The organism is Sphingomonas sp. Leaf230 (assembly GCF_001421745.1).
In the GTDB taxonomy this organism is placed as follows: Bacteria; Pseudomonadota; Alphaproteobacteria; order Sphingomonadales; family Sphingomonadaceae; genus Sphingomonas.
This window is the reverse complement of sequence record NZ_LMKW01000001.1, coordinates 880,504-894,539: the sequence shown is the minus strand read 5'-3', so window position 1 is coordinate 894,539 and position 14,036 is coordinate 880,504. Positions and strand designations below refer to the sequence as shown.

At 65.7% G+C, this 14,036-nt stretch carries 12 protein-coding genes; 7 read left to right on the top strand and 5 right to left on the bottom strand.

The annotated features are described in order from the left end of the window. Positions 1-45: 45 nt before the first annotated feature. From ASE82_RS03930 to ASE82_RS03915, 4 genes are all read left to right on the top strand, one after another. The gene (locus ASE82_RS03930; RefSeq protein ID WP_056059087.1) at positions 46-555 is read left to right on the top strand and encodes an RNA polymerase sigma factor; all 510 of its coding nucleotides are present in this window, start codon (positions 46-48) and stop codon (positions 553-555) included. Positions 556-695: 140 nt separating this feature from the next. After that, on the top strand, positions 696-1,694 hold the full coding sequence (locus ASE82_RS03925) for a FecR family protein (RefSeq protein ID WP_056059084.1): 999 nt from the start codon (positions 696-698) through the stop codon (positions 1,692-1,694). A gap of 172 nt (positions 1,695-1,866) precedes the next feature. Further along, a complete protein-coding gene (locus tag ASE82_RS03920) occupies positions 1,867-3,957 on the top strand; it encodes a TonB-dependent receptor (protein WP_162236676.1) in 2,091 nt (696 codons plus the stop codon). 115 nt (positions 3,958-4,072) lie between these two features. Continuing rightward, a complete protein-coding gene (locus ASE82_RS03915; RefSeq protein ID WP_082441087.1) occupies positions 4,073-4,996 on the top strand; it encodes a crotonase/enoyl-CoA hydratase family protein in 924 nt (307 codons plus the stop codon). 8 nt (positions 4,997-5,004) lie between these two features. Here ASE82_RS03915 and ASE82_RS03910 read toward each other — a convergent pair whose 3' ends face one another. From ASE82_RS03910 to ASE82_RS03900, 3 genes are all read right to left on the bottom strand, one after another. Further along, the gene (locus ASE82_RS03910; RefSeq protein WP_056059078.1) at positions 5,005-6,969 is read right to left on the bottom strand and encodes a putative bifunctional diguanylate cyclase/phosphodiesterase; all 1,965 of its coding nucleotides are present in this window, start codon (positions 6,967-6,969) and stop codon (positions 5,005-5,007) included. Between the two features lie 165 nt (positions 6,970-7,134). After that, complete coding sequence (locus tag ASE82_RS03905; protein ID WP_056059075.1) at positions 7,135-7,965, bottom strand: aldo/keto reductase; 831 nt, start codon at positions 7,963-7,965, stop codon at positions 7,135-7,137. A 34-nt stretch (positions 7,966-7,999) separates the two neighbouring features. Continuing rightward, entirely contained in the window at positions 8,000-8,584 is a 585-nt protein-coding gene (locus ASE82_RS03900; RefSeq protein ID WP_056059071.1) for a glutathione binding-like protein, read from the bottom strand. A gap of 107 nt (positions 8,585-8,691) precedes the next feature. Here ASE82_RS03900 and ASE82_RS03895 point away from each other — a divergent pair, with 107 nt between their 5' ends. The 3 genes from ASE82_RS03895 to ASE82_RS03885 all read left to right on the top strand — a co-directional run bounded on the left by ASE82_RS03895 (position 8,692) and on the right by ASE82_RS03885 (position 11,739). Then, positions 8,692-9,495, top strand: a complete 804-nt coding sequence (locus tag ASE82_RS03895; protein WP_056059069.1) for a SirB1 family protein — start codon at positions 8,692-8,694, stop codon at positions 9,493-9,495. A gap of 82 nt (positions 9,496-9,577) precedes the next feature. Further along, positions 9,578-10,660: a glycosyltransferase gene (locus tag ASE82_RS03890; RefSeq protein WP_056059066.1), complete on the top strand. Its 1,083-nt coding sequence runs from the start codon at positions 9,578-9,580 to the stop codon at positions 10,658-10,660. Between the two features lie 11 nt (positions 10,661-10,671). Next, a complete protein-coding gene (locus ASE82_RS03885; protein WP_056059063.1) occupies positions 10,672-11,739 on the top strand; it encodes a glycosyltransferase in 1,068 nt (355 codons plus the stop codon). Here the strand turns inward: ASE82_RS03885 and ASE82_RS03880 are convergent. Beyond that, on the bottom strand, positions 11,711-12,631 hold the full coding sequence (locus tag ASE82_RS03880; protein ID WP_056059061.1) for a glucosamine inositolphosphorylceramide transferase family protein: 921 nt from the start codon (positions 12,629-12,631) through the stop codon (positions 11,711-11,713). The genes ASE82_RS03885 and ASE82_RS03880 overlap by 29 nt on opposite strands. Positions 12,632-12,695: 64 nt before the next feature. Further along, the gene (locus ASE82_RS03875; protein WP_056059059.1) at positions 12,696-13,931 is read right to left on the bottom strand and encodes a hypothetical protein; all 1,236 of its coding nucleotides are present in this window, start codon (positions 13,929-13,931) and stop codon (positions 12,696-12,698) included. Between the last annotated feature and the right edge of the window lie 105 nt (positions 13,932-14,036).

Genomic DNA, 14,036 nt, shown 5'->3' with positions numbered 1-14,036 from the left:
GTAGCCGACCCCGATACACTACTTTCCTCGGGCCAGTCCGAAGGTTTGTCCGCCGTACTCGCTGCCAATCGTGGTCGGCTTGTCCGGTTCTTTACGGCGCGGACAGGCAGTGTCGCGGAGGCCGAGGACGTCGTGCAGGAAATCTGGCTCCACACGGCGCAGCCGTCGCTGGCAGAGGCAACGGGACCGATCGCCAATCCGCTAGCGTATCTGCACCGCGTCGGCATGAACATCGTGCTCGACCGTGTCCGTGCGAATGGCCGTCGTCAGCGCCGCGACATTGGCTATGTCGACGCGACGACGTCGATCGTCGGTGTGGAGGCGGTCGACGATGCGCCCTCCGCATTCGACGCGGTCGCCAGCCGCGAGCGGTTCGATCGGCTGGCCGCTGCGCTGTCCGGCCCCCCCGAGGGAGCGATGCGCGTATTCCGCCGACACCGTGTCGACGGCGTGTCCCACGCCGACATCGCCGTCGAACTCGGTATCTCGCGAAGCGCTGTCGAAAAACACATCGCCGTCGCCCTCCGACATCTGAGAAAGGCGTTGGATGAATGATTTAGGGGGAGGGGTGCGGTTCGATCCGCGCCGCGGCGTCTATCAAGCAGTCCGATATTCGTCGGGAGAGGTTTGCAGGATGGGCGCGGGTCGCGTCGATCCTGACGCAGGCGGGGGGCATCCGCCGGAAAGGGGGACGCATGACTGACACGCACGCTGCGACGGATAGCGCGGTCGAAGCCGCTGCGACGTGGCATTCGCGGCTCGACGCGCCGGATATGGACTGGGACCGGTTTGGCGAGTGGCTGGCGGGCGACCCGGCACATCGCACTGCCTATGATTCGATCGCGAGTCTCGATGCTGAGTTTGTCGCTGCCGCACCGGCGATCGCCGCACGCCTGCCGGCAAACGACGACCATGCGGACATCGCCCACCAAGACGTCGTACCCTTTGCAGCATCGCGCGGTCGCCGGTGGCAGTGGGCGGCGCTCGGTTCCAGTGGAGCGCTTGCCGCGGGGCTGGCGTTCATGTTAGTCGCGCCGTCGGGCGACGACGCGGCACAGGCCTATGAAACGGGTCGCACCGAAACCCGGTCGGTGACGCTTGCCGATGGCAGTCGCATGCAGATCGATCGCGGCTCTCGCGTGTCCGTCAGCGGCGGCGGTAGTCCGGTGATCGAGATCGCACAGGGCGCGGCGAACTTTGCCGTCCGGCACGATCCTTCGCGCGTTCTGATGGTTCGCGCAGGCGGATACGAAGTACGCGATCTCGGCACGACGTTCGATGTCGTGAGTGCGCGTGGACGGGTCGCCGTCACCGTCGCCGAGGGTATGGTGAGCGTCACGCCCGTCGGTGGCACGTCGTCCGACGCAACGACGCTGCACGCGGGCCAGAGCCTGGATATTACGCCGGACAAACAGATTGCCGAACGGCGGAAGGTCGATCCTGCGCGCGTGTCCGACTGGACCGACGGCCGCCTCGACTATGACGGCGCACCATTGCCCCTGGTTGCGGCGGATATCGCGCGGTATGCGGACAGCCCGTTGACCGTCGACCCTTCGGCGGCGAACCTGCGCTTTTCCGGGGTGTTGACGATTGGTGACGGATCGCGGCTTGTCGATCAGCTACAGGCAGTGCTGCCGATACGCGTTCGTCGGGTTGCTGGCGTCGTGCATCTGGGTGCCGCCGGCGGACGCTGAACGGGCTCCACCGGCCAGGCGTTCGATCACGATCCCTGCGGGACCGTTACGGTCTGCGCTCGAGTCGCTTTCAAGCCAGACCGGGATCTCGATCGGAATGGCGGGCGGATTGCCGGATCTAGACGTCAAGCGGGTCGACCATTCAACCGACGTAGCGCAGGCCGTGCGCCGCATGTTGGCCGGCAGCCGGCTGCGCGCGGTCCAGGTCGATACGACCACGTGGCGGATCGAGGCTATTCCGGCAAAACCACCGCGCGCGTTGGCGCGTCGCGCTGACGCCGCAGGGACGCTGATGACCGGCGATATCGTCGTCATCGCCAGCAAGCGCGACGAACGGCTGTCCGATCTTCCCGCCTCGATCAGCATCGTCGGCGCACCTAGCTTGGGTCGGCTGGCGGGACGGCGTGGACTGACGGACGTCATGGCGACGACCGACGGGGCATTTTCCACGAACCTGGGCCCGGGCCGTGACCGGATATTTCTCCGCGGGGTTGCCGACAGCGCGTTCAACGGCACCAGCCAGTCGCTCGTCAGCCTGTATCTGGACGATGCGCGGATCGGCTATTCGTCACCCGATCCCGACCTGCGGCTCGTCGACGTGGACCGGATCGAGATATTGCGGGGATCGCAGGGGACACTCTACGGCACCGGTGCACTCGGCGGGGTCGTTCGTGTCGTAACCGCCGCGCCGGACCTGGATCGGCTCGCGGGCGGCGTCGCGGTCGAGGGAACGGGGATCAACAACGGTGCGGTCGGTGGCGCGGTCGAGGGGATGCTCAACCTGCCGATAGTCACCGGGACGGTCGCGCTTCGGGCCTCTGGCTGGGTCGAGACGATGCCCGGCTGGATCGACGATACCGGGCGCGATCGGCGCGACGTTAACCGCACGCGGCGGGTCGGTGGCCGTGCCGCGCTGCGCTGGTCGATCGGCGGGGGGTGGTCGGCAACCCTGAGCGGGGTCGCCCAACGCATCGACGCGCGCGACAGCCAATATGCGACCAGTGGCCTGTCGCGCGCCACGCGGATCGCCGAGCCGCAGGACAACGACTTCACATCCGGAGCGCTGACTGTGCGGGGGCCGATCGGCAAGCTCGAGGGGCAGGCCACGACGGCCTATGTCGACCAGGAGTTCGGCAGCACCTATGATGCGAGCATCCTGGCATCGTCGCTCGGCGTGGCATCGCCGGTCGCCTATGTCGAGGATCGCTCCGCGCGGTTGCTGTCGCAGGAGGTCCGGCTGAGCGACCCGACCGCGCGCCATCCCTGGATCATCGGTGCGACCATCCTGCATTCGACCAGCCTTCTAAAGGGTCGCTTCACGTCGGTCGGCGACGACACCATCGACGCGCGACGCGACGAGGAGGACGTCACAGACCTCGCCGTATTCACCGAGGGTACGCAGCGCCTCTCGAACGCGCTCGATTTCAAGCTCGGGCTGCGGGCATTCTCGACGTCGAGCCATCTTGAGCAACAGGCACCCGGCCGCGTTCGCGCCAACCGTATCGGCGTTACCCCCAGCGGAACGCTTAGCTGGCATCGCGACGATCTCGGCCTGGTCTGGCTTCGCTATGCCAGCGCCGTGCGTCCCGCGGGTATCAGCCGGACCGCCGATCCGACCAATCTCCGGATTCCTGGCGACGAACTTCAGAGCCTTGAACTCGGCTGGCGCATACGTGCTGCTGGCGATCGGCTGGCCTTGCACGGCGCGGTGTTCGGGTCGGCATGGCAGCATCTACGGAGCGATACTGTAGGACCCGATGGACTCCTCGGAACCGTCGACGCGGGCAATGCAGTGAATTACGGCCTGGAGCTAGGCGGCGTCCTGATCCTGTCGCCGCTCACGATCGATTTCGGGGCCACGCTGCAACGCGCCCGCCTGACGTCGCCGTCGTCGAACACCGGCCTCGATCGCGACGATAGGCGCCTACCGGTCGTTCCCGACATATCGTCTCGACTGACGGCATCGCGAACGCTCGTCGCGTTCGGCTCGCCCGCGTCGGTTTACGGTGTCGCGCGCTATACCGGTCGCACGCGACTTAGTTTCGATCCCCTGCTGGATCGCCCGGCGGGGAACTACGCGACGATCGACGTCGGCGCGACGATCGACCGCGGGCCGTGGCACTGGTTGATCGCCGTCGACAACCTGCTCGACAGCCGCGGCAACAGTTTCGGCTTCGGCAATCCGTTCACGCTGGCAACGAGCACGCAGACCGTTCCCATCCGACCGAGGACCATAACCCTGCACGCCACGATCGGGCTATGAAGTCTCGAAAGCACGACCAACCACCCCAATTGCCGACCGAATCGCAGCTTGGATTTCGGATTCCGACGTAACCTTTTCGCGCAGCAGATCGCTGCTTGTAAAAAAGGACGTCGCAATGACCTTCGAACATTCCCCCTTCATACCCTCCGAAAGGCACCAGGAGCTTCACGAGGCGTCGATCCATTCCTTGAGCGCGGTGCCCAGCCGGCGCCCGTTCGAGTTCGTCGACCTGGAAACGCATTTCGACGCCGAACTCGAAACCCTCTGGACCTACATGCGCCAACGCAGCCGGCCGAGCTTCAACCCGGGTTTGCTCGCCGAATTCACCCAGTGGCAGAACGACATCGCAACCGCGCGGTCATCGGCTACCATGCCGATCCGGTATGTCGTCCTCGGATCCCGATTTCCTGGCGTGTTTTCCCTGGGCGGTGACCTCGATCTCTTCTCGGCGCACATCCGCAACGGCGATCGGGAGGCACTCGTCCGCTACGGCCGTGCATGTGTCCATATCCTGCACCGCAACATGTTGAGCCTCGATCAACCGATCATCACGATCGGATTGGTGGAAGGCGATGCGCTGGGGGGCGGGTTCGAGGCGCTGTTGTCGTTCAACGTCGTGATCGCCGAGCGTGGCACGCATTTCGGCCTGCCCGAAACCAATTTCGGTCTCTTTCCCGGCATGGGGGCGCATTGCTTCCTGTCCCGGCGCCTGGGCGCGGCGCGGGCGGAACAGATGATCCTGAGCGGCCGGTCGTACACCGCCGAAGAGCTGTACGAGCTTGGTATCGTCCACGCGCTCGCCGATCCCGGCATGGGCCGTGCCGAAGTCGAGCGCTACATTCGTCAAAACCGCCGTCGGCATAGCGGGCACTGCGCGATCTACGAGGCATCGCGGTCGGTCAATCCGCTGCCGCTCGGCGAACTCGAAGCCGTCGTCGACCTCTGGGCTGATGCCGCCTTGCGACTCAGCGAGGCCGACCTGAAACTGATGCGCCGCCTCGTCGGTGCGCAGACGCGGTTGCTGGACAAGGCCGCGTAGCCCAGCGGTCACGAGCGCCCCAGTGCCTTGACGCCGTCGCCGGCAAGCATGGTCGCGACCATGCTTGCCGGCATCGGATGCGCCAGCAGGAACCCTTGTACCGCATCGCACCGCGTGCGCCGCAGTTGCTCCAGTTGCGCATGCGTCTCGACACCCTCCGCCACCGTCCGCATGCCAAGCTTGGCCGCCAGCTCGATCACGGTCTGCACGATCGCCACCGAAGCCGGGCTTTGCTCAAGGTCGGCGATGAAGGAGCGATCGATCTTCAAGGTCTGGAAGGGGAACTTGGTCAGGTAGCTGAGCGAGGAGTAACCCGTGCCGAAATCGTCGAGCGTCGTCCGCACGTTCAGCCGGTTGATCGCATCCAGTGCCGCCAACGATGCTTCGATATCCTCGAGCAGGACGGATTCCGTTACCTCGAGTTCAAGCCGCTCCGCCGCGAAACCGCTCGCCGCAAGCGCACTCATGATCACCGTCGGCAAGTTCGCCGATCGCAGCTGGATCGGCGACAGGTTGACGGCGATGGTCACGTCGGTGGGCCAGCTGCTCGCGATCCGACACGCCTCGCGGATCACCCAGCTGCCGATCGCGACGATCAGGCCATTGTCCTCGGCGATCGGGATGAACTCGGCAGGGGAAATCGCGCCATGTCGCCGGTTGGTCCAGCGCAGCAACGTCTCGCAGGAGAGGATGCGGTCGCCGGTCAGGTCGAAGATCGGCTGGAAGACGAGATGAAATTCGCCACGTTCGAGCGCTCCCTGCATCTCCGCGCCGAGGTCGCGCGTCCGCTCGATCTTCTCGTCCATCAACGGTTCGTAGAAGCGCATCTGACCGCGGCCGCTGTCCTTCGCGCGGTAGAGGGCAAGGTCGGCGTTCTTCAGCAACGTGTCGGCATCGGTGCCATCGGGTGGCGCGAGCGCAATGCCGAGCGATGCGCCGACGTGCAGCGTGCGCCCGTCGTGATGCACCGGCTGCTCGACCAAGTCGATGATACGCTGGCCGATCGCAGAGGCGTCCGACTGCTGGATCACTTCGCAGATCACCGCGAACTCGTCGCCGCCAAGCCGCGCGACGATCCCGGTCGTGCCGAAGGCGTCGTCCAGCCGCTGGGCTACGCCCGCGAGCAGCGCGTTGCCGGCCAGATGACCGAACGAGTCGTTGATTTCCTTGAACCGGTCGAGATCGAGCCAGTAGATCGCCAGCCGCGTTTCGCTGCGGCCGAGCGCCTGCAAGCGCGCCTCGAACTGTTCGCGGAACGCGGTCCGGTTGGCGACGCCGGTCAGATCGTCGCGACGCGCGATGGCGGCATGATGCTCCGCTAATGCCGCCTTCTCGCGCGAAACGAGTGTCGCCTTCAGGATGACGCCATAGGTCTGCAACGTGATGTCCATCATCGCGACGACGAACAGGACGATCACCAGCGCCAATGCCATCTTGAGCGGCTGCAGCGAGACGATCAGTCCCACCGTCAGCGGCAGCGACGCGAAGCACAGCTGTGACAGGGCGATCCACGGTCGGCCGGCGTTGCGACCGGCGATCCCCGCCGCGTACCCGATCGTGGTTGTTACCGCGAGCAGCTGGAGTACGCCGTCGTCGGTATGCACCAGCGTAAGCAGGCCGAACGTACCGAGCAACGCCGAATAGCCCAGCGCACCGGATCGATAGAGAAACTCCTGCCGCTTGGCCCAGCTTCCCTTCACGCGATCCGGTGCCGGCCGCCGTTGCCGTTGCCGCCCCAGGGCATCGCCGACCCTGATACCGGCGACGAGCGCGATCGCCACGGCACACGCGATCATCGCCAGGTTTCCGCTGACGTATGCGACGATCCCCATGATGCCGCTGCTGGTCAGTGCACCGATCACCAAGGATTGCGGCGACGCGTAAAGCGACTCCAGCAGCGTCGCACGTACCGAGGCCGCAATCGACTGGTCGGAATGCCGCAGTTGCCTGAGGCGGGAAATCAAGCCACTCATCCGACTATCCTTGGACGGCAAGGGTGTAAAAGAAACGAACAAAATAGCCGGCGTGTCTGTGATCCGTCGTATTTAGTCGGGCGATGCGAACGCGTTAACCAGTTAAGTCGACCGCTCAAGCCTTTGCCGTCAGCGTTTTCTCATGCAGTAACGCTCGACGTCGTCTTACAGCATTTCCAACGGTCCCGCCGTCTTCGGTCGCGGAAATGCGGCATCGAGCGCTGCTACGTCTTCTCTGGACAGCACAAGGTCCGCGGCTGCACGGTTCTCCTGCACGTGCGCGACGTTCCCGGCTTTCGGGATCGCGATCACGTCGTCGTTTTGCAGAACCCAGGCCAATGCTACCTGCGCGGGAGTCGCGCCGATGGTTTCCGCGATGCGAACGAGCGTCCGGTCGGACACGAGCCGGCCCTGCTCGACCGGACTATACGCCATCACCGGCATGTGCGCCTGGCGAAGCCACGGCAGGAGGTCGTGTTCCGGGCCACGCCGCGTCAGGTTGTACAGGATCTGGTCGGTCGCGCAGCCGCCGCCGCCGGCGGCCAGCAGTTCGTCCATGTCGTCCGTATCGAGATTGCTGACGCCCCAATGGCGGATCTTACCCGCCGTCTTGAGCCCCTCCATCGCCTCGACCGTCTCCGCAAGCGGTACCGATCCGCGCCAGTGCAGCAGGTACAGATCGAGCCTGTCCGTTTTCAGCCGATCAAGGCTGGCGTCGCAGGCGTGTTCGAGGCGCCTGCGCGATGCGTTCTGGGGATAGGCTTTGCTGACCAGGAAGATGTCGTCGCGAACGCCGTGGAGTGCTTCGGCCACGAGGATTTCGGAGGCGCCGTCACCGTACATCTCGGCCGTGTCGATCAGCGTCATCCCGAGTTCGACCCCGGACCGCAAAGCGGCGATCTCCGCTTCGCGCTCGCTCGCGCGCTCGCCCATCATCCAGGTGCCTTGCCCGAGGGCGGGAATCGTTTCCCCGCCCGGAAGCGTCACGGTCTTCATGGTCTATCCCTCGTACCGGTCCGGTCTCCGAACACTAGATGAGCCCCTCATGCGACATCGCTTTATGCACCGCCGGACGTGCCTCCATCCGCTCGCGGAACGCGACCAGCTTCGTGGGTACTTCGATCTGGTTCTTCGCCGCCCACAACAGCATCACGAACAGATAGCAGTCCGCCACGCTGACCTTGTCCCCAAACAGATAGTCGCCCTCGATCGTATCGGCCAGATAGCCCATCCGCTTGACGATCGCCTCGCTGGCTTTCGCCTTCTCTTCATCGCTCCCGCCGGAGAAGAACGGCTTGAAGCTCTTGTGTATCTCGGTCGAGATGAAGGCGAGTGCCATGAGGAGATGAGTATGTCCCATCGCTCCGCTCGGTTTCAGCGCGCTGTCGTGATGCGCGATCCAGTCGAGGATGGCGATGTTCTCGGTCACCGTCTCGCCCGAGTCCAGGGTCAGGGTAGGGACGTAACCCTTGGGGTTGATCGTCGCATAGTCGGCGCCGCTTTCGGTCCGCTTGGCCTTGAGATCAACTTTCTCGTGCTCGAACGAAATCCCGGCTTCGTGCAGCGCGATGTGATCTGCGAGGCTGCAAGCGCCGGGGGAATAATAGAAGTTCATTGATGATCTCCGCGTTGATCTTCCTGAACGCGCAACCGCGCCGATAGCTGCGACCGTCACCCGATCCCCGCTATTGCAGCATCGCCGAGCGCACCCATCTCCGGTCGATGAACGACAATCTGATCCGCCTCGGTCTCCTCGACGAGGACGACATCATTCTCGATGAGGCCGCGCTTTCGCTGGCGCTGCTCGATCATCCAGACACCGATCCGACACCCTATCGTGTGCTGATTGATGCGGTGTCGCAACGCCTCGAGACGGTCGGCCGAGGCGCCGGTACCGCCGAAGAGCGCGCCGATGTCCTGTCGGAAGTGCTGGGCGAGGAGTTCGGCTTCGTCGGCGACCGCGAGACCTATGACGACCCCGCCAACGCCGACCTGATCCGTGTCATCGACCGGCGCCGTGGCCTGCCGGTAAGCCTGTCCATTCTCTACGTGGGTGCGGCACGCCGGATCGGATGGACGGCCGACGCGCTCGATGTTCCCGGGCACGTACTGGTGATGGTCGGGGCCGAGGCGGTACCCGTGATCGTCGATCCGTTTCGGGGCGGAATGCGCGTCGACCGCGAGGCGCTGGCCGCTTTGGTGCTCGCGTCCACCACTGGACCTGCCGAAGCCGTGTCCCACATCGCGACGATGCGGAATCGCGCAATTCTTGTACGGCTGTTGTTGAACCAGGCAACGCGCGCCGAGCAGGCGGGGCATGGCCGACGCGCGCTGGAACTGTACGCGCGGATGACCTCGATGGCGCCCGCTTATGGGCACGCCTGGTGGGAGCGCGCGCGGCTGGAACTCGTCGACGGCGACGTAACAGCGGCGCGGGGCAGCTTGAGCGCGATGCTGGAGATCACCCGCGATCCCGAACTGCGACGGCGGGTGACGGATACGCTGGGGTCTCTGCCTCCAGCCTAGCTCTCCTCTTTCGTGTCGGGGCACGAGGTCCTGACCTAACAAAGCTTGGCGTCGGCGCGCTGTCGGCGCTAACCGCGCGGTCATGGCCGCGCTGTCGATCCTCATCATCCTCCATGATTTCGCGCTAGGGGGTACCGAACGCGTTGCCGTGCGGCTTGCCGGAGCGTGGGCGAAGCAGGGCGTCGCGGTCACCATCTTTGCCGGTTCGGACGCCGGGCCGCTTAGGGCATTGGCCGGCGAAGCGGTCGAGATCGTCGTTGCAGAGCCTTCGATCCCGCGTGGATCGGGCTCGCGCAAGCGATTGGCGCGGGAAGCGCGCGCGTTCGTCGAGCAGCGTCGGTTCGACGGCGTCTTCATTCCCGGTAATTTCCATTGGCCGGTCGCCGCCGCGCTGGCCAGATCGGGCATACCCGTGGTCGCGCAGGTCAGCGCAGCGCTCGACAAGCCGCAGCGCGGTCGTCTGCGGCAATGGGCGTTCGAGATTCGCATGAGACACCTCCTTCGCAAGGTGCAGGCAGTGGTCGCGCTGTCGGACGTCGCGCGCGATCAGGCCGACCGGATCCTTCGCCGCCCCGTGACGACGACGATTGCGTTGCCCGCACTGAGCAACGACGCTGCGCCGCCTTTGCCGATGCCTGTCACGCAGCCGCCGATCGTGCTCGCCGCGGGACGACTGGTCCCCGAAAAGGGTTTCGCGCGCTTGATCGAGGCCTTCGCAAGACTGCCGGAAGGGACGGCGCGGCTTGTCATTGTCGGGGATGGCCCGGAGGCGGATGCATTGCGCCGGCAGAGCGAGACGCTGAGGCTTGCCGATCGCGTGGAGCTCGTCGGGTATGTAACCGACATCCGGCCACGGCTCGATGCCGCGCGGCTGTTCGTGCTGTCGTCCGATTTCGAGGGGTATCCGGCGGTCTTGGTCGAGGCTCTGGCAGCGGGGCGGCCGGTGGTCGCGACCGACTGTACCCCGGCGACCCGTCTGCTCGATGCGCCGGGCGCGGGCATGGTCGTGCCCCTGGGCGACAGCGAGGCGCTGGCGTGCGCGATCGCAGCGATGCTCGCGCAATCCCCGCCCGATCCGGAGGCACTGGCGGGGTTGGTCGCGCATCATCGGATCGGCGCGGTCGCGGCCGAGTATCTCGATCTGTTTGCGGGGTTGCGCGCGTGAGCATACGCCCGATGCGGATCGCTTACGTGATCAATTCGGTCGAGGGCGGCGGGGCTGCGTCCCCCGTGCCCGCAGTGCTCGGCGTGCTGCGCGACGGCGGTGCCGAGGTCGCAGTGTTCGCACTGACCGCACGCGACCGTCGCGGCGAGACCGCGATGCGCGCCGCCGGGCTGGATGTGCATGTCCGCGATGGCGGCGAGACCGATCACGCCACGGCGCTCAGCTGGCTCGACGCGACCCTCAAGGACTGGGCGCCGACGCATCTCTGGACCTCGCTCACCCGCGCCACCCTGCTTGGCCAGATCGTTGGCGTCCGGCGGGGGTGGCCCGTGGTCAGCTGGCAGCATGCGGCCTTCCTCAAGCCGGCCAACCGCGTTTTGCTGCGTGCAACGCAACGGCTGTCGCGGCTGTGGGTCGGCGACTCCACGGCGGTGACGCGACTGACCGCGGAACGACTGCACGTTCCCCCCGAGCGTCTAGTCCAATGGTCGATCTTCCGCGCGGATCCCGAAGCGCTTCAGGCGACGCCGTGGCAGCCGGGCCAGCCCATTCGGATCGGCAGCCTAGGCCGCCTGCACCGCGTGAAGGGTTACGACGTGCTGGTCGAGGCGCTGGCGCTGCTCGACACGTCGACGCCGTACGAGATGGTGATTGCGGGGGACGGCGCAGAACGGCACGCTCTCGAAGCTCGCGCGAATGCTCTCGGGATAAAGACGCTGCGGTTCGCGGGCTATGCGGCTGACCCTGCGGCATTCCTGGCGAGCTGCCATCTCTACGTGCAGCCATCGCGCTCGGAAGGCCTTTGTGTAGCGGCGCACGAGGCGATGCAGGCGGGGCTGCCTGTGATCGCCTCGGCGGTCGGCGAACTGCCCGGCAGCATCGTCGAAGGCGAGACCGGCTTCACCGTCCCACCGGCTGATCCGGTTGCACTCGCCGCTGCGTTGTCGCGAGCGTTGGCCGAGCCGACACAACTGGCGACGATGGGGCAGGCGGGTCGCGCGCGCGTTCTCGCGACGTTCGGGCCGGAGCGGTTCGCGGCAACCGGCCTTGCTATCCTCGAACGGATGCGCGCCTTTTAAGGCCCAGTTTCTTGACCTCTCGGACCGCTTCGATCGAGAGACCATGCAGCGACAATTCGGTGCGCTTCATGTCGACCAGCGTCACCGGCCCCGCCGCGGACAGCGTGTGAAACCCCTCGACGAACGGCGCGCAAGAGACCGGCGGCGCCATCGCGTCGCCCGCTGCCGCCACGAACCGCTCCGTCGTCAAAACCGTCATCGTCAGCGGACGGATCCCGCCACCATAGGTTTGGCTGCAATCCTGCACGGGCAGCACGACCCGGCCATTGATCACGAGCGGCATCCCGCCGGGTCGCGCGCTTGCGACATCGACCCGTACCGGGTTTGCCGGGTGCGGCGTCCACGGTCCCGCCAGCCGGTCCGCATAAGCGACGTGCAGCGCACTCATCTTGTCGGGCTCGCGGTCGGCGGAGGTGTAGAACAGCCACCACCTCCCGTCATGGAACACCGGCGTCGCATCGACCGCGACGTGATCGAGTTCGATCACATGCGCCGGCTCCCACCGGGTCGGGAAATCGACCGCGCGATACAGCGTCAGCCGGTTCGAACGATGCGCCTCGGGCAGCATCCACGTCTCGCCCTCCGCCTCGAACACGAGAGGGTAGGACAAATGCCAGGGCTCATTCAGCACCGGCTGCCGATCGACCAGGCGGAAGTCCGCATCATAAACCAGCACCTCGATCGCGCCGATCCGGACGCGGTAATCATAGGTCTCGACGAACACGTACAGTCGCCCGTCGCGCCACAGCCCGAACGGGTCGGCGAGAAACTGGAAGCTGCCCATCGGCGGCAGCCACATCATCGGGAAGCCTTCGATCGAGCCGCGCGCGACGATCGCCTCGGCGGTCGCCATCACGATCGCGGGGCGCCAGATATCCTTGCGAAGAGCCACGGTGGTCGATCGATCCCAAACGCCGCGTCCGACAGGGGCGCCGCGCGGGCCTTCTCGCGTCGGATCAGGCTACGCGCAACCCCTGCAGTCCGCTCTGCAGTCCGGTTACAGTTTCCAGTTCGCGCTCGGGCAGCACGGCCGGGACGGTATCACCGAGCACGCTCATCACCGCGCGCGCCGCACGCACCGCAGAGCGTTCCGCAGTCAGTTCGAAGCTCCGCTGGAACAGCGCGCGCTGAACGGGACGATAGCGATCATGCTGCGCCACCGCCCGGTCGAGCGCGGCGCCGAGGTCCGCGGTGCCGGTGACAACTTCTCCTGCCTGCCAGTGCGCATAGTTCGCATCGCCGTCCCACGGCGTTGCGTGCGCATCTAAGAACAGGCACGGGCGCGGCGTGTGGAGGAACTCGTACACCTGGCTGCTGACGTCGCCGAGATAGATGTCCGCCGCCGCGGTATAGGTCATGTCGGTCGATGCGGCCGATCCTAGATCGACATGGATGTTCGGCGCATCGAGAAAGCGCTGCTCGATCACGCCGGCGCGGTCGATCCGGAACTTGTCGATCGTCAGCACGAATTTGCGGTGGAACAGCATAACGTGCGGCGCGAAGATCAGATTGTAGCGGTCGTCGTGCAGGAAATGCTCGAGCACCGCGCGGCCCTGCGCATACCAGGACGACAGATGCGGCGACGGATGCGGGTTGTAGAGCACCGTGGCCTTGCCGTTCGCCTGGAACGGCAGGCGTGGCGCTGGCTCGGGCATCAGGTCGAACTTGGGATAGCCGATCAGGCTCATCCGGTTGAACGGCACGCCGGCCTCGCGGTGCAGGCGCTGGCGGATCTTGCTACCGGAGACGAGGACGTGATCGAACGTCGCGCTGTGCTTGTTGAAGCCGATCGCGCGATCGCCCGCACCGTGGCGGGTGTGGATGATCTTGAGATCGTCCAGGCCGTAGCGGGTCTTAAGCAGTAGCGAGGTCTTCTCGGCGACCACCAGCGCATCGAGCGACCGGAAGAAATCGAGATTGTCGCGGTAGATACCGATCTTGGTCACCGGCAGCGCCCATTCGAGCGCGCTGGATAGCGCACGCGTCGATGCACGACGCAGGCCCAGTTCGACCAAGGGCACGGTAACGCCGAGCCGCGCGCACAACCGTCGCACTTCGTCGGTCAGCCGTGCGTTAGTGGTCACGACGACGACCTCCGCATCGGGATAACCCTCGACCATCGCCAGGGCGGTCGGAAGGGCGTGCGCGACCTGATGAACCTGGTCGTGATTGAACAGAAAACCGATCTTCATGGCCGGTAGACGTTCCCGGCACCGGTCATCCTCACTAAATATTTTGTCATCTGCGCGATCGCGGGGAACTTTCCGTTCGTCGGCGCAACCCTGGGCGTCTAAGCG